This is a genomic window from Actinacidiphila sp. bgisy144 (genome assembly GCF_057708105.1).
In genome coordinates, this window is sequence record NZ_JBYIRM010000011.1 from 12,406 (window position 1) to 29,516 (window position 17,111).

General features: G+C 72.6%; 14 protein-coding genes. 8 read left to right on the forward strand and 6 right to left on the reverse strand.

The features are described 5' to 3' along the window. Positions 1 to 5: 5 nt before the first annotated feature. Together AC3EVP_RS14850 and AC3EVP_RS14855 are read right to left on the reverse strand one after the other, a co-directional pair. Positions 6 to 794 (reverse strand): hypothetical protein, encoded by a 789-nt coding sequence (locus AC3EVP_RS14850; protein WP_435130267.1) that lies wholly within the window; start codon positions 792 to 794, stop codon positions 6 to 8. A gap of 194 nt (positions 795 to 988) precedes the next feature. Further along, on the reverse strand, positions 989 to 1,642 hold the full coding sequence (locus tag AC3EVP_RS14855; RefSeq protein ID WP_435130270.1) for a hypothetical protein: 654 nt from the start codon (positions 1,640 to 1,642) through the stop codon (positions 989 to 991). A 261-nt stretch (positions 1,643 to 1,903) separates the two neighbouring features. Here AC3EVP_RS14855 and AC3EVP_RS14860 point away from each other — a divergent pair, with 261 nt between their 5' ends. The 5 genes from AC3EVP_RS14860 (at position 1,904) to AC3EVP_RS14880 (ending at position 7,379) form a co-directional block, all read left to right on the forward strand. After that, on the forward strand, positions 1,904 to 2,443 hold the full coding sequence (locus AC3EVP_RS14860; RefSeq protein WP_335978020.1) for an ArsR/SmtB family transcription factor: 540 nt from the start codon (positions 1,904 to 1,906) through the stop codon (positions 2,441 to 2,443). Beyond that, complete coding sequence (locus AC3EVP_RS14865) at positions 2,440 to 3,714, forward strand: MFS transporter (protein WP_435130274.1); 1,275 nt, start codon at positions 2,440 to 2,442, stop codon at positions 3,712 to 3,714. Before AC3EVP_RS14860 ends, AC3EVP_RS14865 begins: the two co-directional genes overlap by 4 nt. A 256-nt stretch (positions 3,715 to 3,970) precedes the next feature. After that, positions 3,971 to 4,669, forward strand: coding sequence for a TMEM175 family protein (locus tag AC3EVP_RS14870; protein ID WP_435130277.1), 699 nt, complete (start codon positions 3,971 to 3,973; stop codon positions 4,667 to 4,669). Positions 4,670 to 4,843: 174 nt separating this feature from the next. Continuing rightward, entirely contained in the window at positions 4,844 to 5,317 is a 474-nt protein-coding gene (locus AC3EVP_RS14875) for a carboxymuconolactone decarboxylase family protein (protein WP_335978028.1), read from the forward strand. Between the two features lie 250 nt (positions 5,318 to 5,567). Further along, positions 5,568 to 7,379: a hypothetical protein gene (locus tag AC3EVP_RS14880; protein ID WP_435130280.1), complete on the forward strand. Its 1,812-nt coding sequence runs from the start codon at positions 5,568 to 5,570 to the stop codon at positions 7,377 to 7,379. A 33-nt stretch (positions 7,380 to 7,412) separates the two neighbouring features. On the opposite strand, the gene AC3EVP_RS14885 is transcribed toward AC3EVP_RS14880, so the two are convergent. Both AC3EVP_RS14885 and AC3EVP_RS14890 read right to left on the reverse strand, forming a co-directional pair. Beyond that, positions 7,413 to 7,916, reverse strand: coding sequence for a GNAT family N-acetyltransferase (locus AC3EVP_RS14885; protein ID WP_435130283.1), 504 nt, complete (start codon positions 7,914 to 7,916; stop codon positions 7,413 to 7,415). Positions 7,917 to 7,948: 32 nt separating this feature from the next. Continuing rightward, on the reverse strand, positions 7,949 to 8,950 hold the full coding sequence (locus tag AC3EVP_RS14890; RefSeq protein ID WP_335978032.1) for a mechanosensitive ion channel family protein: 1,002 nt from the start codon (positions 8,948 to 8,950) through the stop codon (positions 7,949 to 7,951). A 306-nt stretch (positions 8,951 to 9,256) separates the two neighbouring features. Here AC3EVP_RS14890 and AC3EVP_RS14895 point away from each other — a divergent pair, with 306 nt between their 5' ends. The 3 genes from AC3EVP_RS14895 to AC3EVP_RS14905 all read left to right on the forward strand — a co-directional run bounded on the left by AC3EVP_RS14895 (position 9,257) and on the right by AC3EVP_RS14905 (position 14,355). Beyond that, on the forward strand, positions 9,257 to 9,793 hold the full coding sequence (locus AC3EVP_RS14895) for an HNH endonuclease (RefSeq protein WP_103889250.1): 537 nt from the start codon (positions 9,257 to 9,259) through the stop codon (positions 9,791 to 9,793). Positions 9,794 to 10,049: 256 nt separating this feature from the next. Then, positions 10,050 to 12,617: an aminopeptidase N gene (gene pepN, locus AC3EVP_RS14900; RefSeq protein ID WP_435130288.1), complete on the forward strand. Its 2,568-nt coding sequence runs from the start codon at positions 10,050 to 10,052 to the stop codon at positions 12,615 to 12,617. Positions 12,618 to 12,927: 310 nt separating this feature from the next. Further along, positions 12,928 to 14,355, forward strand: a complete 1,428-nt coding sequence (locus AC3EVP_RS14905; protein WP_435130291.1) for an alkaline phosphatase family protein — start codon at positions 12,928 to 12,930, stop codon at positions 14,353 to 14,355. A 151-nt stretch (positions 14,356 to 14,506) separates the two neighbouring features. Here the strand turns inward: AC3EVP_RS14905 and AC3EVP_RS14910 are convergent, their stop codons facing one another. Together AC3EVP_RS14910 and malQ are read right to left on the reverse strand one after the other, a co-directional pair. Beyond that, the gene (locus AC3EVP_RS14910) at positions 14,507 to 14,743 is read right to left on the reverse strand and encodes a hypothetical protein (protein WP_335978040.1); all 237 of its coding nucleotides are present in this window, start codon (positions 14,741 to 14,743) and stop codon (positions 14,507 to 14,509) included. Between the two features lie 47 nt (positions 14,744 to 14,790). Further along, positions 14,791 to 16,863, reverse strand: a complete 2,073-nt coding sequence (malQ, locus tag AC3EVP_RS14915) for a 4-alpha-glucanotransferase (protein ID WP_435130295.1) — start codon at positions 16,861 to 16,863, stop codon at positions 14,791 to 14,793. Positions 16,864 to 17,111: the final 248 nt, after the last annotated feature.

The window sequence follows — 17,111 nt, forward strand, 5'->3', positions numbered from 1 at the left end:
AACCCTCAGCGGTTGACGGTCTGGTTCTCGCGGACGGTGACGGTGAACTGCTTGCTCGACTGGCCGTCCGGGAGCGCCGGGGCGCTGGGGGCGCCGTCGGGGTCGGCGGAAGGGGTCCAGGTGACCTTCCATACGACGCTGGCCTTCAGGGTGTAGCCCCCTGCGGAGGATGCCTTCGTGTACGTGATGTTGCAGTCCGCGTCCTTGGTGTCGACGCTGTACTTCCCCCCGGCCGCCTTCAGGTCGTACGTGCAGCTCTGCGGGTCCGCGTACGGCGTTCCCGCGTCGATCGTCAGCTGCTCCGGCACCGCGGTCGTGGTCGCCGCGACGTGGATGCCGAAGTCCGCGTTGTCCAGGCTCGCGGTCACCCACACCTTCGGCAGTGCCTTGTCGAACGCGATCTCCGTGTCCAGGTTCACCAGTTGGTTCTGCGCGATCGGGCGCAGCGTGATATCCGGATTCGGCAGGACCGTCTCGTTGAACGCCAACCCGGCCAGCGTCTTCGGGTCGACCTTCGGAATGTCGGGCGTCGACGGCTGCTCCGGTGTGATCCACTTCCACGGGTCGAGCGCCGCGCACGCGTCGGCCTTGGAGAGGTCGGGGACGATCAGCTGGTACCAGCCGCCCTTGTCGCCCTCGTGGAAGTTGTCCTTCCCGTACTCCTGCCCCATCTCGTCCCAGGCCGACCCCGAGACCCAGTTGCTGTTGATGTAGTCCGAGAACTCCTTCGGAGTGAACTCCGGCTCATACCAACAAGCCGGCGGCGACCACCCCGACCCCGCCGGCGCACTCATTTGCACACCGGGCCCTTTATAACTCTTGGAGTACTGCACCTGGGAATGGATTTTGCTGGGGTTGGGCGTCTTGGTCTTAGGAGGCGATGGTGGCGGTGCTGTCCAGTCCTGGTCCGCGCTACTCGACCCGGCGCCGACCACTACCAGCGACATCGATGCTGCCGCTACCGTAAATGCGCGCCATGTTTTGTTGGTCAAAGCTGGCATCGCGCCGCCCCCCGCTGCGAGTTGTAGCTAGCCGTCTGCCACGTTCCATCCTTCGATTTCAATAGGAGGGAGGAATGGAAGATGAAGCTGTTCGCACTTGGCTTCGTCTTAAGGACCTTCCCGGTCTGCGTGTCCTTGTCGTAGGAGTAGCGCTGATCTTCGCAGAACGTTACTCCAGCCCTCGTCGCGCTCGAAACGGTCACCTTGCGGTCGTAGATGTGGACCGTTCCCGTGATCGTGTGGTGGCCCTTCTTTCCCGCGATGATGTTGTTGCTCCAGTTGGCCTGAGCGTCCGCGATGACGTACTGGGTGAAGATCGGCAGCTCGGGGTCCAGCTTGACGATCGCCATGTAGGTCGCGTTTTCGGCGTAGGCCTGGTCGCGGAGGATGGCGTCCTTGGTCTTGTCGCCCGTGGTGTCCGCGTCGATCTTGATTTTGACGTCGCTGGGGAAGTCGAACGTCGGGGCGCCGGGGGCCGTGGTGGGGGTGGGGGAGGAAGAAGCGGTGGTGGGGGGCGGGGCACTCGCGGGGGTGGTGGCCGCGATCTTGTCATCGTGACTGCCACCCCCGCATGCGGTGAGGAACAGGGCGGCCGCAGCCACGGTGCAGGCGGCGGCAGCAAACGTCGTGCGGGGTGCCATGGCGGACCCAGTCTCCCGTTGTCGGTGTACGCAGACGTGACGGGAGCAAAGGGCGAGGCGCTGCCGAGGAGTGGTCGTGCAGAGCCCCCCCGGGCCGGCCGCCCTTCACGGTGGCCACATTCTGCAACGTTCGGAGCCCTACGTTAGCTGTCGTCACGCGCCGCAGTCCACGACGACGCGGCCGACTCCACCGGCGCGCGCCCGGCCCCGCGTTCCGCCCCACCCCTTGCATAATGGTCAAGAACCCTTGACCATTACCGCATGCCCACCGACGAGGTCCCCGAGACCCTCCACGTCACGACGGACGAGCAGTTGCGCGCCGTCTCCAACCTCACCCGCCACCGGATCATGGCGGCACTCCGCTTCGAGCCGGCGACGATCACCCAACTCGCCGAGCGGGTGGGCCTGGCGAAGGGCAGTTCGAGCTACCACGTGCGGCTGCTGGAGCGGGCCGGACTGGTGAAGGTGGTCCGCACCCGGAAGGTGCGGGGCGTCACCGAGCGGTACTACGCGATGGCCGCGCGGACGATCGTGCTGCCGGACCCGGGCGAGGGAGGGCCGGACGTGCTGATGCGGCACGCGGTCGCGGACCTGGAGGCGGCGCGGACGGACAGCGAGCGCCATGTGCGGATGGCGCATCTGCGGCTGACGGACGAGCAGTTCGCCCAACTGGGGGCGCGGCTGGAGGCGCTGGCCGACGAGTACCGGGAACTGTCGGACCCGTCGCTGCCGGACACCTCGCTGGTGTTCGCACTGTTCCGCCCGGCGCCGCGCCGGCAGGCCGAGGGGGACGCCAAGTGACCGCGGAGACACGGAAGTTGCCGGCCGGGTTCGGGCGGCTGTGGACCGCGCAGACGGTGTCCTCGCTCGGCGACGGGGTGTCGCAGGCCGCGATGCCGCTGCTCGCGCTGACGCTGACGCGCGACCCGATGGCGCTCGCGGTCGTCACGGCGGCGGGGACCCTGCCGTGGCTGCTGTTCGGGGTGCTCGGCGGTGTGCTGGTGGACCGGTGGGAGCACCGGCGCACGATGTGGGTGACGGACGCCGCGCGTGCGGCGCTGATCGCGGTCCCCGCGGTGGCGGCCGTACTGGACGCGCTGAGCATTCCGCTGCTGGCGGCTGTCGCGTTCCTGCTCGGCCTGGGCGGGCTGTTCTTCGACACGGCCGCCACGGCCTTCCTGCCGGACCTGCTGCGCCGCGACCCCGCGCTGCTGGAGCGCGCCAACTCCCGTCTGCGCGGCGCCCAGACCGCCATGTTCGGCTTCGCGGGGCCGCCCGCGGGCAGCGCGCTGCTCGCGCTCGGGCGGGCGTTCCCGCTGCTCGCCGACGCGGTGTCGTTCGTCCTGTCCGCGCTGCTGGTCCGCACGCTGCCCGCCGTGCCCCGGCCGGTGCCGGAGGCGCGCGAGTCCCTGCTGCGGCAGGCGCGGGCGGGGGCGTCGTACGTCTTCGGGGACCGGTTGCTGCTCGGGCTGGCGCTGCGCCCGGCGGTCGGGAACGTCGCGTTCCTCGCGGTGGAGACCGTGCTCGCGCTCTTCGCGCACGAGCGCCTGGGCATCGACACGTACGGCTACGGGCTGCTCCTCACGGCGGAGGCCACCGGCGGACTGCTCGGGACGGGCGCCGCCTCCGCCCTCGGCCGACGGCTCGGCACCGGCACCGCGCTGACCTGCACGGCCGTCGTTGAGGGGCTCGCCGTCCTCGGGCTGGCCGCCGCCCCGAACCCGTACGCGGCCGGGCTGGCGCTCGCCGTCTGCGGTGCGGGCATGGGCGCCACGATGGTGCTCGGGCCCTCCCTCCGGCAGGCGATCGTCCCGGCCCACCTCATGGGCCGCGTCGCCTCCACCTCCCGCATGCTGGCGATGTGCGCCGCCCCGGTCGGGGCCTTCCTCGGCGGCTGGCTGGCCACCGCCTACGACATCCGCACCCCGCTCTACGCCGCCGGCGCACTCCTGTTGACGATGACGGCCGTCACGGCGTCCATGACCGGCAACCGCCGGGTCGAAGCGGCACTGGCCGCCGCTGCCCCGGCCGCTGCCCCGGCCGCCGCCCCGGCCACCGCCCCGGGCATCTGAACCCGGTCGGCACCAGGACGGGCCCGTCGCCGCGAGGGTTCGGCCACCCGGCGGCCGCTTCGAGACGTTCTCCTCGAAAGCTTCACCAGCCGCCGGCCGGCCCCCGTCGGCGGGCCCCCGTCCGCGCCCCTCCGTCAACTTCCCTCCCATGGAACTCAGGTAGAGTCCCGCGGGTCGTGGGAACCCCCGCGACCAGCGGATTCCGGTAGTGCGCCGGCTGGCTCCGGCGGACCGGACAGGGGAGAGGTGCGCACACATGGGTGCCAACGGCACTGTCGACGAGATCGGGACGGAAAGGGTCGACACCGCAGAGCCGCCGGCGCCCGGGTCCAGCAAGATCGAGGGCACGATGTCGGGGGAGCGGCTGGTGTTCTTCACCGACGCCGTGACGGCGATCTCCATCACCCTGCTGGTCCTGCCGCTGGTGGACCTCGTGCCGGAGGTCTCGGCCGACCACAAGGGCGCCAGCGAGGTGATCACCGGCCACCTCGGCCAGATCTGGAGCTTCCTGCTCAGCTTCGCCGTCGTCGCGAACGTCTGGCGCGAGCACCACCGCGCCTTCTCGGCGGTCACCCGGCTCACCCGCGCCCTGGTGATATGGAACATGGGGTGGCTGCTCGCCGTCGTCGTGCTCCCGCTCCCGACCGAGATGATCGGCACCTTCGGCCGCGACCGGTTCGCCGGAGGCTTCTACTACGCCACGCTCCTGGCCACGATGGTGTGCCGGCTGGCGATGCTGCGCATCCTCAAGTCCACCCCGCAGCTGCTCGAGGAGGACGGGCGGGGCGCCCGCGTGGACATCGACGAGTCGTTCACCGAGAGCTACTGGAACGTCATCGCCCTGGTGGCCGCCTTCGCGATCGCGCTCGCCGTGCCCGTGCTGCAGTACTACAGCCTCGCGCTGCTGATCCTGCCGCGGCGGGTGCTGAAACTGCGGGCCCGCACCGCGGCCTGAGGCCCGCGCGCACGCGAGCGGCCCGCCGCGGGCTGCGCCGGGGCGGTGGAGATCCTGCGCAGATCTCGTGTGGCGGTCCCGCGGACATCACACTCCGGCGGGCTGCCCCGTCGTACGGGTGAAGGCGGCGCACCACGCGCCGCACCCACGCGACAGCGAAGGCGGGAACCCACCATGGAAGCTCGGATGGACCTCACGGGCAACGCGCTCATGAACAAGGTCATCCCCCACCTGGCCACGGCCGGCCGGCTGACCATGACCTCCTCGATACCGGCGGCGACCCTCGAACTGGTGCGGCTGCGCGCCAGCCAGATCAACGGCTGCGCGTTCTGCACCGACATGCACACCAAGGAGGCCGCGCACGCGGGCGAGAGCGCGATCCGGCTCAACCTGGTCGCGGTCTGGCGCGAGGCCACCGTCTTCACCGACGCCGAGCGCGCCGCCCTGGAGCTGACCGAGCGGGCCACCCGCGTCGCCGACGGCGCCGAGGGCGTCAGTGACGAGGTGTGGGCCGCGGTGACCAAGCACTACGACGAGGACCAGATCGCCGCCCTGCTCACCACCATCGCGCTGATCAACGCGTTCAACCGGCTCAACATCATGGTCCGCCAGCCCGCGGGCTCCTACGTCGTCGGTCAACTCGGCTGATCCGCAAGCCTGTTCGGCGCTTCCCCCGGCTGCCTCCCACCCCCGCGTCCACCAGAGTTCACCCACTCGTAACGGGCCGCCCGGACAACCCGGACGGAGGGTGCGCGGTCGTCCTTGTCGGGGGGATTCCGCACCGGCCCGATGCAACGCGAAGGCCCTGGCGACCCTCCACACAAGTAGTCGCGCGCACCCGCGCCGCGCCGCCGGAACCCCGGCGGGCGGCAGGGCGCGGGGGGAGGGAAGGGTCGGTATGGACGCAGGCTCGCATCCGGGCGGCGGGGCGGTGGCGCAGCGGCCACCCGCGGCGGTGGGCGGCGCCCCTGCGCCGGCCCGCCGCGACGCGCTGGGCGGAGCACCGGACCGGGCACCGGCGCCGAAGGAGGGGACGGCACCGGACGGCTCGGCTGGGCCTGCCCAGTGGCACCGCGGGATGACCCTGGTCGGCACGATCAGCCTGTTCATCGGCACCCGCGGCACCTGGTCCGACGCGATGGGCAAGCACCCGCCGCTCGCCGCGCTCATCTCCGTCTGCTACGCGGGCATCCTCCTCGCGGGGGTGGCCGCCGGCGCCGTACGGACCCGCCGCGCGCTGGTGCGGACCGACGCGGGGGTCCTGCTGATCGCGCTCGTCCTGGTCGGCTGCCGGCTGGCGCTCCACCACGCCGGCGCCGACGAGGGCGTGCTCACCGCCCAGGCGGCCCAGGCCATCGACCACGGCCGGCCGATCTACGACCAGCCGTGGCCCTGGCTCTTCGAGCACTCCCGCATCGCGCTCACCAAGACCATGAGCGGCGGCGCCGACTACACCTACGGCTACCCGCCGCTGGCCGCGCTGCTCACCGCGCCGGTGCACCTGGTGGTGCACAGCACCGCCGCGGCCACGGTCGTGACCACCGGCGCCCTGATGGCCGGCACGGTGGTGCTGTGGCTGATGCTGCCCGCGCCCTGGCGGTCCGCGGCCACCGCGGTCTGCCTCGGCTTCGACCTGCTGCCGCAGTACGCCCGCGAGGGCTACCCCGCCATGCTCGCCTTCGCGCTGCTGGTCCCGGTCGTGGTCCGCTGGCCGCGGACCGGTGCCGGAGGGCGGCTCGGCCGCGCCGGAGTGGTGCGCGCGCTGTGCCTGGGCGCTGCCTGCGCCTCCCAGCAACTCGCCTGGTTCCTCACCCCGTTCCTCCTGGTCGCCCTCTACGCGGTACGGCGCGGCGAACTCGGCCGCCGCGACGCGCTGGCCGTCACCGCCCGCTACACCGGTACGGCCCTGCTGTCCTGGGCCGCGCTCAACGTCTACTTCGCCGCGCAGGACCCGGTGGGCTGGGTGCACGGCATCATGCTGCCGCTGACGCAGAACGCGATCATGCACGGCCAGGGCGTGGTGGACATCTCGTACTACTTCACCGACGGCAGCAGCCGGCTGAGCTTCTACTCCTACGGCAGCGTCCTGCTCCTGCTCGGGCTGCTCGCGGCGACCTGCCTGTTCGTCCGGCGGCTCGGGCCGGCGGTCACGGTGCTGCCCTGGGCGTCGTTCTACTTCGCCACCCGCTCCCAGGACGGCTACTTCCTGATGCTCACACCGCTGTGGCTGGCGGCGCTGGCGACGGTGCCCGCCTCCGCGCTGGCCGGCGCCTGGCAGCCGCGGCTGCCGAGGCGGCTGCGCTCGCGGCGCGCGAAGGCGGCGGTGCTGGCCGGGCTGCTGGTCCCGGCGGTGGCGTGCGTGACCGTGGCCGCCGCGAGTCCGCCGCCGATGGCGATGACGGTCACCCCGCGGCTGGCCCGCGCGCACCACGGGGTGACCGCGGTGAGCGTGCGGGTGACCAACCGCGGCTCCGTGCCGCTGACCCCGCACTTCGCCACGCGCAGCGGCCAGGGCTCCTCCAACTGGTGGTCCATCGAGTCCGGCGACCGCACCCTGGCGCCGCACGCCTCCACGACCTACCTGCTGCGGCCGCCCGGCGGTTACCGCGGGTTCCCGCCGCACCAGCACCTGTACCTGACGGCGTTCACCGACCGGCCGATGACGGTGACGGCGGCGCTCATCCCGTCCAAGGGCGCGCCGCCGCGCTGAGCCGCCGCGCTGAGCCGCCGCGCTGCGCCTTCGCTACGACGCCGCCGGTGCGGGCGGGCGGACCATGAAGACGTCGATCGGGTCCTCGGACTCGACCGTGAATCCGTGCCGCTCGTACAGGCGGCGGGCGGCGCTGCCCTGGAGCACGATCAGGCGGGTGGTCTCGCCCGCCCGGTCCGCGCGGGCGAGCAGCGTGCCCAGCACCCAGGTGCCCAGGCCCCGGCCCTGGTGGGCGCGGGCGAGGTAGAAGTGCTCCAGGACGCGGGAGCCGTCGGGCTCGGGGCGGAAGGTGACCGAGCCGGCCAGGGCGCCGTCCGCCAGGACGATCGAGGTGTGCTCGCGGGAGAAGCCGTCCCGCAGCCGCTGCCGGACCCGGTGCTCGTCATAGCGGCCGAGGCGTTCGAGGTCGGGGCGCATGACGAGCGCGCGCAGGTCGGCGACCTTCTCGACATCGGCGGGCGTCGAGGGGCGCAGCGACCAGCCGCCGGCCGCGGCCGTCCTCGTACCGGTGCTTGCGGCCGTGTTCGTGCTGTCCATGTCCGTCCCTCTGCCGGTGTGTGCGGCGGTGCTCAGTCGTCGCTGTCCTGCTCGGCCCCCGCGGAGGGGCCGTCCTCGTCCTGGCCGCCGCCGGACTGGGCCGGGACGAGGACGCCCGGGCCGCCGGTGATCTCGATGCCCTCGCGCAGGAAGGCGCGCCTGATCCGCCAGCGCAGCTCGCGGGAGACGCTCGCGGCCTGGCCGGGCATGGTGCGGGCCTGCGCCTGGAGCACCACGGAGTCCTCCGCGACCGACTCCAGCCCGAGCACCTTCACCGGCTCCCACAGCCGCTCGTCCCAGGGCGTCTCCTTGGCCATGTCGTCCGCGGTCGCCGTGATCACCGCGCGGGCCCGGTCCAGGTCCTCACCCGCGCCGACCTGCACGTCCACCACCGCGGTGGCCCAGCCCTGGCTGAGGTTCCCGATCCGCTTCACCTCGCCGTTGCGGACGTACCAGATCTCGCCGCCGTCGCCGCGCAGCTTCGTGACCCGCAGGCCGACCTCCACCACGGTGCCGGTCGCCACACCCGCGTCGATCACGTCGCCGACGCCGTACTGGTCCTCCAGGATCATGAACACGCCGGAGAGGAAGTCCGTCACCAGGTTGCGGGCGCCGAAGCCGATCGCGACGCCGGCCACCCCGGCGCTGGCCAGCAGCGGCGCCAGGTTGATCTTCAGCACCGACAGCACCGTCAGCGCGGCCGTGCCCAGGATCAGGAACGACGCCACGCTGCGCAGCACCGACCCGATCGCCTCGCTGCGCTGGCGGCGCCGCTCGGCGTTGACCAGCAGCCCGCCCAGCGCGGTGTTCGCGGCCACCTCCGCGCCCCGGTTCATCCGTTCGATGAGCCGGCTGATGGTCTTGCGTACCACCGAACGGAGTACCACCGCGATCGCGACGATCAGCACGATCCGCAGGCCCGAGGTGAGCCAGTTCGCCCAGTTGTCGTCCACCCAGCTGCTGGCCTGCGCCGCCGAACGGGGCACGTCGGCGAACGGCGCGGTGTTCTGGGGCTGCGGCGTCGGGCTGGACACGGGGACCTCCGTCGGGGGAGCCCGGGGGCTCGGGGTGCGAGGGCTCCAATGTAACGGCGGCCAAACACGTGAACGATGCCGTCTCGTTGCCCCGCGGAGGAGCGGAAGGCCGCTGATCGGGGGATGTATGGAGGGTGCGGCGGCGTTGTCCTACCAGGGACCCGGAGCGGCAGGGGCGCGAGTGTGGTCCAAAACACCCTCGGTCCGTTACCCGGGCATGGTGGCGCAGTGCACCGCATTCCGGAGAGACTGAGGCCAGATCGTCCCGGCGCGAGCCACGCGCCGCCGGCGCCTAAGGAGGCATCCGTGCCGCATGTCCTGGTCCTGAACGCGTCGTACGAGCCACTCGGCGTCGTACCGCTACGCCGCGCGCTCATCCTCGTGCTCAACAACAAGGCCGTGTGCCTGGAGGAATCCGGCGCCTACCTGCACAGCGAGACCCAGGCGCTGCCCGCGCCGAGTGTCGTGAAACTCACCAAGTTCGTACGCGTCCCCTTCCGGGGCACGGTCCCGCTGACCCGCCGGGCGCTCTTCGCCCGGGACGGCGGCAAGTGCGCGTACTGCGGGGCCGCCGCCACCAGCGTCGACCACGTCATCCCGCGCAGCCGCGGCGGCCAGCACGCCTGGGACAACGTGGTGGCGGCGTGCAGACGCTGCAACCACGTGAAGGCGGACCGCCACGTCGCCGAGCTGGGGTGGCGGCTGCGCCATCAACCGGCCCCGCCGTCGGGGCTGGCCTGGCGGATCATCGGGACCGGACATCGGGACCCGAGGTGGCTGCCATACCTGCAACCCTTCGGCGCGGACGACGCCCTGGCCCGGATCGACGGCATATCAGCCTGAGATCCGGGCTTCTTGCTTCCCACCGCGGTACGCCCGCCCGCCCCGGGCGCACCGCGGTGCCGGCCTCCACCGCGTCGCCGGCGCCGCCGAGGCACCGCCTTTCCCTGGGCGGGCCGACGCCCGCGGGGGAGGCGGCGAACGTGCGAGGATGGGCCTGCCACCGGCGGAAACCCGGTGAGCGGGACCCGGGTGATCGCTATCCGGATCGATCCGGTCGACACGTTCGACGAGTTCGGCAGTGAAGGAGAAGGCCGTCGTGGCTGGTACGAACCTCACGCGTGCGGAGGCGCAGGAGCGGGCGCGCCTGCTCCGCGTGGAAGCGTACGACATCGAGCTGGACCTGCGCGGGGCCCAGGACGGCGGGACCTTCCGCTCGGTGACCACCGTGCGCTTCGAGGTCCGCGAGCCCGGTGCGAGCTTCATCGACCTGATCGCCCCGGCCGTCCACGAAGTCGTGCTCAACGGGACCGCGCTCGACGCCGACCGCGTCTTCGCCGACTCCCGGATCGCCCTCGACGACCTGCCCGCCGGGCCGAACGAGCTGCGGGTCGTCGCCGACTGCGCCTACACCAACACCGGTGAGGGCCTGCACCGCTTCGTCGACCCGGTCGACAAGCAGGCGTACCTGTACACGCAGTTCGAGGTGGCGGACTCCCGCCGGGTCTACGCCTCCTTCGAGCAGCCCGACCTGAAGGCGGCCTTCGCCTTCACCGTCCAGGCGCCCGCCGGCTGGACGGTCGTGTCGAACTCTCCGACGCCGCCGGCCCCCGAGGACGGCGTGTGGGTCTTCGAGCCCACCCCGCGCATCTCGTCGTACGTCACCGCGCTGATCGTCGGCCCGTACGCCTCGGTGCACAGCACCTGGGAGGGGGCGGGGCGCAGCGTGCCGCTGGGCGTGTACTGCCGACCCTCCCTCGTGGAGCACCTGGACGCCGAGGAGATCTTCGCCGTCACCCGGCAGGGCTTCGACTGGTTCCACGACAAGTTCGCCCACCCGTACCCGTTCGCCAAGTACGACCAGCTGTTCGTCCCGGAGTTCAACGCGGGCGCGATGGAGAACGCGGGCGCGGTCACCATCCGCGACCAGTACGTCTTCCGCTCCAAGGTCACCGACTCCGCGTACGAGGTGCGGGGGGAGACCATCCTGCACGAGCTGGCCCATATGTGGTTCGGCGACCTGGTCACCATGGAGTGGTGGAACGACCTCTGGCTCAACGAGTCGTTCGCCACCTACACCTCCATCGCCTGCCAGGCGCACGCCCCCGGCTCCGAGTGGCCGCACTCCTGGACCACCTTCGCCAACAGCATGAAGACGTGGGCCTACCGGCAGGACCAACTGCCCTCCACCCACCCGATCATGGCGGAGATCAACGACCTGGAAGACGTCCTGGTCAACTTCGACGGGATCACCTACGCCAAGGGCGCCTCGGTCCTCAAGCAGCTCGTCGCCTACGTCGGCATGGACGCCTTCTTCGCCGGTGTGCAGCAGTACTTCAAGCGGCACGCGTGGGGCAACACCCGCCTGTCGGACCTGCTCGGCGCGCTGGAGGAGACCTCCGGGCGCGACCTGAAGTCCTGGTCGAAGGCGTGGCTGGAGACCGCGGGCATCAATGTGCTGCGGCCGGAGATCGAGGTCGGCGCCGACGGCACCGTCACCTCCTTCGCGGTGCGGCAGGAGGCGCCCGCGCTTCCGGCCGGCGCCAAGGGCGTGCCGGTGCTGCGGCCGCACCGCATCGCGATCGGCGCCTACGACCTGAAGGACGGCGTGCTGGTCCGCACCCGCCGGATCGAGCTGGATGTCGACGGCGAGCGCACCGAGGTGCCCGAACTGGCCGGCACCGCCCGCCCGGACGTCTTCCTGCTCAACGACGACGACCTGTCGTACGCCAAGATCCGGCTGGACGAGCAGTCCCTCGCCGTGGTCCGCGACCACGTCGGCGACTTCACCGAGTCGCTGCCGCGCGCGCTGGTCTGGGCGGCCGCGTGGGACATGACGCGCGACGGCGAACTGGCCGCCCGCGACTACCTGGAGCTGGTGCTGCACGGCATCGGCAAGGAGAGCGACATCGGCGTGGTGCAGTCGCTGCACCGCCAGGTCAAGCTGGCCCTGGACGCGTATGTGGCGCCGGGTAGGCGGGAGGCCGAGGTGGCCCGCTGGACGCAGGCGGCGCTGGAGCACCTCCAGGCGGCCGACGCGGGCAGCGACCACCAGCTGGCCTGGGCCCGGGCGTTCGCCGGCACCGCCCGCACCCCCGAGCAGCTCGACATCCTCCAGGGCCTGCTGGACGGCACCCGCTCCTACGACGGCCTCGCGGTCGACACCGAGCTGCGCTGGGCGCTGCTGATCCGGCTGGCCGCGACCGGCCGGGCCGGCGCGGACGCGATCGACGCCGAACTGGTCCGCGACCCCACCTCCGCCGGTGAGCAGCACGCCGCGGCCGCCCGCGCCGCCCGCCCGGACGCGGCGAACAAGGCCGAGGTGTGGACGTCGGTGGTCGACGAGGACAAGCTGCCCAACGCCGTGCAGGAGGCCGTCATCGGCGGCTTCGTCCAGAGCGACCAGCGCGAACTGCTCGCCCCCTACGCCGAGCGGTACTTCGCGTCCGTCAAGAGCGTGTGGGACTCCCGCAGTTACGAGATGGCGCAGCAGATCGTGACCGGCCTCTACCCCTCGCTCCAGATCTCGCGGCAGACCCTGGAGGCCACCGACGCGTGGCTGGCCTCGGCCGAGCCGGTGCCGGCGCTGCGCCGGCTGGTGGTGGAGTCCCGCTCCGGCGTCGAACGCGCCCTGAAGGCGCAGGCGGTGGACGAGGCGGCCGGGTAACGCCCGACTCCTCCCGCGGCCTCTCGCAGGCGTTCCCCCCGGCGGTGCCCCGGTCCCTGACGGACCGGGGCACCGCCGCGTTCGCGCTGTGGGACAGCTGTGCGCGGACTGTACGGCGTGGCGCTCAGGTGAACGGCGCGGTGGTACGGGAGTGGCGCCGCGGTGACACAGGTAAAGGTGTGGCCAACTGCTTCCTGCACGTTGGCCACGTGTTCACCGGCTGCCCCCATCGACCCGCGCGTCCCTCCGTCCAGGCTGCCGTGGGGCTCTCGGCAAGGGGGCCCACCAGACGGCTCAAGGAGGAACGTTCATGGCCGAGTTGACGCGTCGCAGACTCCTCGGATCGGCAGCGGGCGCGGTGGGTGGCGCGGCCGCGCTGTCGCTGCTCCCGCCGAGCGTGCAGAAGGCGGTCGCCGCGGGGCCGCCGCGCAGCGGTTCGCTGCGCGACATCGAGCACGTGGTCATGCTGATGCAGGAGAACCGCTCCTTCGACCACTACTTCGGCACCCTGTCCGGTGTGCGCGGCTTCAGCGACCCGGACGCGAAGAAGCTCTCCACCGGCCGTTCGGTGTTCTACCAGCCCGACACGGAGAACCCCGACGGCTACACCCTGCCCTTCCACCTGGACACCAAGAGCACCAGCGCCCAGGCGATCCCCTCCACCAGCCACGCCTACACAGTGCAGCACCAGGCGTGGAACGGCGGCGCGATGGACAAGTGGCTGCCCGCCCACCGCGCGGCCGACGGCGCCAACGGCCCGTACGTGATGGGCTACTACACGCGGGAGGACATCCCGTTCCAGTTCGCGTTGGCGGAGACCTTCACCATCTGCGACAACTACTACTGCTCGATGATGGGCCCGACCTGGCCCAACCGGCTGTACTGGATGACCGGCACCGTGGACCCCGGCGGCACGAAGGGCGGCCCGGTGATCAGCAACTCGGCGCCGACGCCGTACCGCTGGACGACGTACGCGGAGCGGCTCCAGGCGGCCGGGGTGGACTGGAAGGTCTACCAGGAGACCGACAACTACGGCACCAACATGCTCTCGCAGTTCCAGCGGTTCCAGGACGCCCAGCCCGGCGACCCGCTGTACGAGCGGGCCATGGTGTACCAGCCCGAGGGCACCTTCGAGGACGACGCCCGCAACGACCGGCTGCCCGCGGTCTCCTGGATTCTGCCGACCAGCTACCAGTCCGAGCACCCGGACTACCTGCCCGCGGCCGGCGCGGACTTCGTCGCGTCCAAGATCGAGGCGATCGCGTCCAACCCGAAGGTGTGGGCGAAGACCGCGTTCATCCTCAACTACGACGAGAACGACGGCCTGTTCGACCACGTGGTGCCGCCGACCGCGAAAGCCGGCACGGCCGACGAGTACATCGACGGGCAGCCGATCGGCGCGGGCTTCCGGGTCCCGGCGATCATCGTCTCGCCGTGGACGGTCGGCGGATGGGTGGCGAGCGAGGCGTTCGACCACACCTCGTCGCTGCGCTTCCTGGAGCAGTTCACCGGCGTCCAGGAGCCGAACATCTCGCAGTGGCGCCGCCGCACCTTCGGCGACCTCACCTCGGCCTTCCGCTTCGACGACGCGACCGCGCAGGCGCCGAAGCTGCCGGACAACACCGCCGAGCAGCTCGCCGAGGCCGAGCAGGAGGTGGCGACGCTGCCCAAGCCGACGCTGCCGGGGGCCGACCAGAGCTTCCCGCAGCAGGAGAAGGGCAGCCGCCCGCACACGTGAGCCGCCCGCACACGTGAGCCGCCGGCACACGTGAGCCACCGCCCGCACGAAGCGCCCGCAGAAAGCGCCCGCGTGCAACGCCCGCGCGCCGCCTCCCGTACCGTCGGGGGCGGCGCGTCGGGGTGCCCGGGGGCGCCGTCAGGCGCCGGGGCTACTGCTGCTTACGGGACTTGTCCGTCACGATGACCAGCCCGGCGATGACACCGAACAGCACCAGCGGGAGCGCCACGAACAGGCCGAGGGTCTGGAGCACGCTCAGGCCGGAACCCGGGTCGTCGCCGTCGCTGCGCGACAGGGCGAAGGCGGGGGACGACATGAGCAGCATCAGCGCAGTACCGGTGGTGACGACCCCGGCGCGCACGACCTTCTTGGTGAGCTTCTTGTCCACGTACTCAATGTAGTGACCGCGTCCGCGCCTCGTGCGCGCGGGGTGCCTTACAGGCGCGTCGGGCGCGTCGCGAGCGCGGCGCGCAGCTCCTCGGTGAGGGTGTGCAGCCGGGGTGAGGCGGCCAACTCCTCCAGGGTCAGCGGCCGCCCGTCCGGCCCGGCGACCGGCAGCCGCCAGTTCGGGTACTCCGTGGAGGTGCCCGGCAGGTTCTGCGGGCGCCGGTCGCCGACGGTGTCCGGCAGCCACACCCCGACCATCCGCGCCGGGGTCAGCGCCAGGAACCGGTGCACCGCCCGGACCACCCCCTCCTCCTCCACCGGGCCGTCGGGCAGCAGCCCCAGCCGGCCCAGCAGCGCGATCCACTCCGCGACCTCCGCCGCGTCCGCCGCCTGCGCCGCCGCCAGCGGCTGCCCCAGCAGCCCCAGCCGGTGCCGCAGCCCGACGTGCTCCCCGGTCAGCCGGGCCGCGGTGCTCGGCAGGTCGTGCGTGGTCGCCGTCGCCACGCACGCCGACCGCCACGCCGACGGCGGCAGCGGGCGGTGCCCGGGGTCGGCGCCGGAGTAGTCCCGCTCGAACCACAGCACCGAAGTGCCCAGCACCCCCCGGTCCGCCAGCTCCTCGCGCACCCCCGGCTCCACCGTGCCCAGGTCCTCGCCGATCACCACCGCCCCCGCCTCATGGGCCTCCAGCGCCAGCAGCCCCAGCATCGCCCGCGCGTCGTAGCGGACGTACGTGCCCTCCGTCGGCGGGCGGCCCTGCGGCACCCACCACAGCCGGAACAGGCCCATCACGTGGTCCATCCGCAGGCCCCCGGCGTGCCGCAGCATCCGCGCCACCAGGTCCCGGTAGGGCGCGTAGCCGGTCGCCGCCAGCGCGTCCGGGCGCCACGGCGGCAGGCCCCAGTCCTGGCCGCGGGAGTTGAAGGCGTCCGGCGGCGCCCCCACCGAGATGCCCGCGGCCAGCACGTCCTGCATCGACCAGGCGTCCGAGCCGGCCGGATGCACCCCCACCGCCAGGTCGTGCACCACCCCGACCGGCATCCCCGCCGCCCGGGCGGCCTCCTGCGCCGCGCCGAGCTGCCCGTCGGTGAGCCAGGTCAGCCAGGCGTGGAAGTCCACCCGCTCCAGCAGCTCGCTGCGCGCCCGCGCCACCTGCGGCGAGCGCGGGTCCCGCAGCCCCGCCGGCCAGGCGTGCCAGTCCGGGCCGTGCAGCTCGGCCAGTGCCGACCAGGTGGCGTGGTCGTCCAGCGCCTGGCCCTGCTCGGCGAGGAAGTCCGCGTAGGCCGCCCGGCGGCCGGGGCTGAGCGGCACCGCCCGCAGCAGCTCCAGCGCCTGCGACTTCAGCGCCCACACCGCGTCCCGGTCGATCAGCGCGTCCCGCGTCAGCACCCCGTCCCGCAGCCCGCCGGCCGCCGCCAGCAGCTCCGCCATCTGCTTGCGGGCGGCCGCCGGCAGGTAGGCGTACTCGGGGATCTCCTCCACCCGCAGGTAGACCGGGTCGGGGAAGCGCCGCGAGGAGGGGCGGTACGGCGACGGGTCGGTGGGGCGGCCCGGCACCGCCGCGTGCAGCGGGTTGATCTGCACGAAGCCCGCGCCCAGGGTGCGGCCGGACCACGCCGCCAGGTCCGCGAGGTCGGCGAGGTCGCCCATGCCCCAGGAGCGCGCGGACAGCGTGGAGTACAGCTGCGCCATGAACCCGAAGGTGCGCCCCGGCGGCCCGGGCAGCCGCTCGGGCGCCACCACCAGCTCCCCGGTCGAGGTGCGGCCGTCGGGCGTCCGGGCGCGCAGCGCGTAGCGGCCCGGCGCGGTGGGCGCCGCCGGCAGCGGCTCGCCGGTGCGCGAGGTGGCCGTCAACTGGGTGCCGTGCGGCAGCCTGGCCAGCACCGCGTCGAGGGTGTCGTGCCCGGCCCGCAGCACCGTGCACGGGTCGAGCAGGCGGTTGCCCGCGCGCTGCTCGTAGGCCGCCAGGGCGTCCTTCACCGCGCAGTGCGTGCTCGCGTCCACCCCGAGCGCGGCCAGTACGGCCACGATCGTCTCCGTCGGGACGGCCACCTCCCTGTCCGCGGTCGGGCGGTACGCCACGTCCACGCCGTACAACCCGGCCAGCCGTACCCGGTCCATCGTGCCTCCGTCCTCACAGTGCGTGCACAGACCCCTACCCCGGGGTGCCCTCCTCCTACCCCCGCGCCGTACGGTCGCGCGCGCACGGGGCCGCCGCGGAGGGCGGACGGGGGGTCGTGGAGGGGAACGGCGGCGCTCGGCCGGATGACGAACGCGGGAACGGACATTCGTGCCCGGAGATGGGCATTCCGCGTTCGCTCCGCGTTACGGAGCACGCCACTTCCGCTGCCAACCATCCCGGTGGGTGC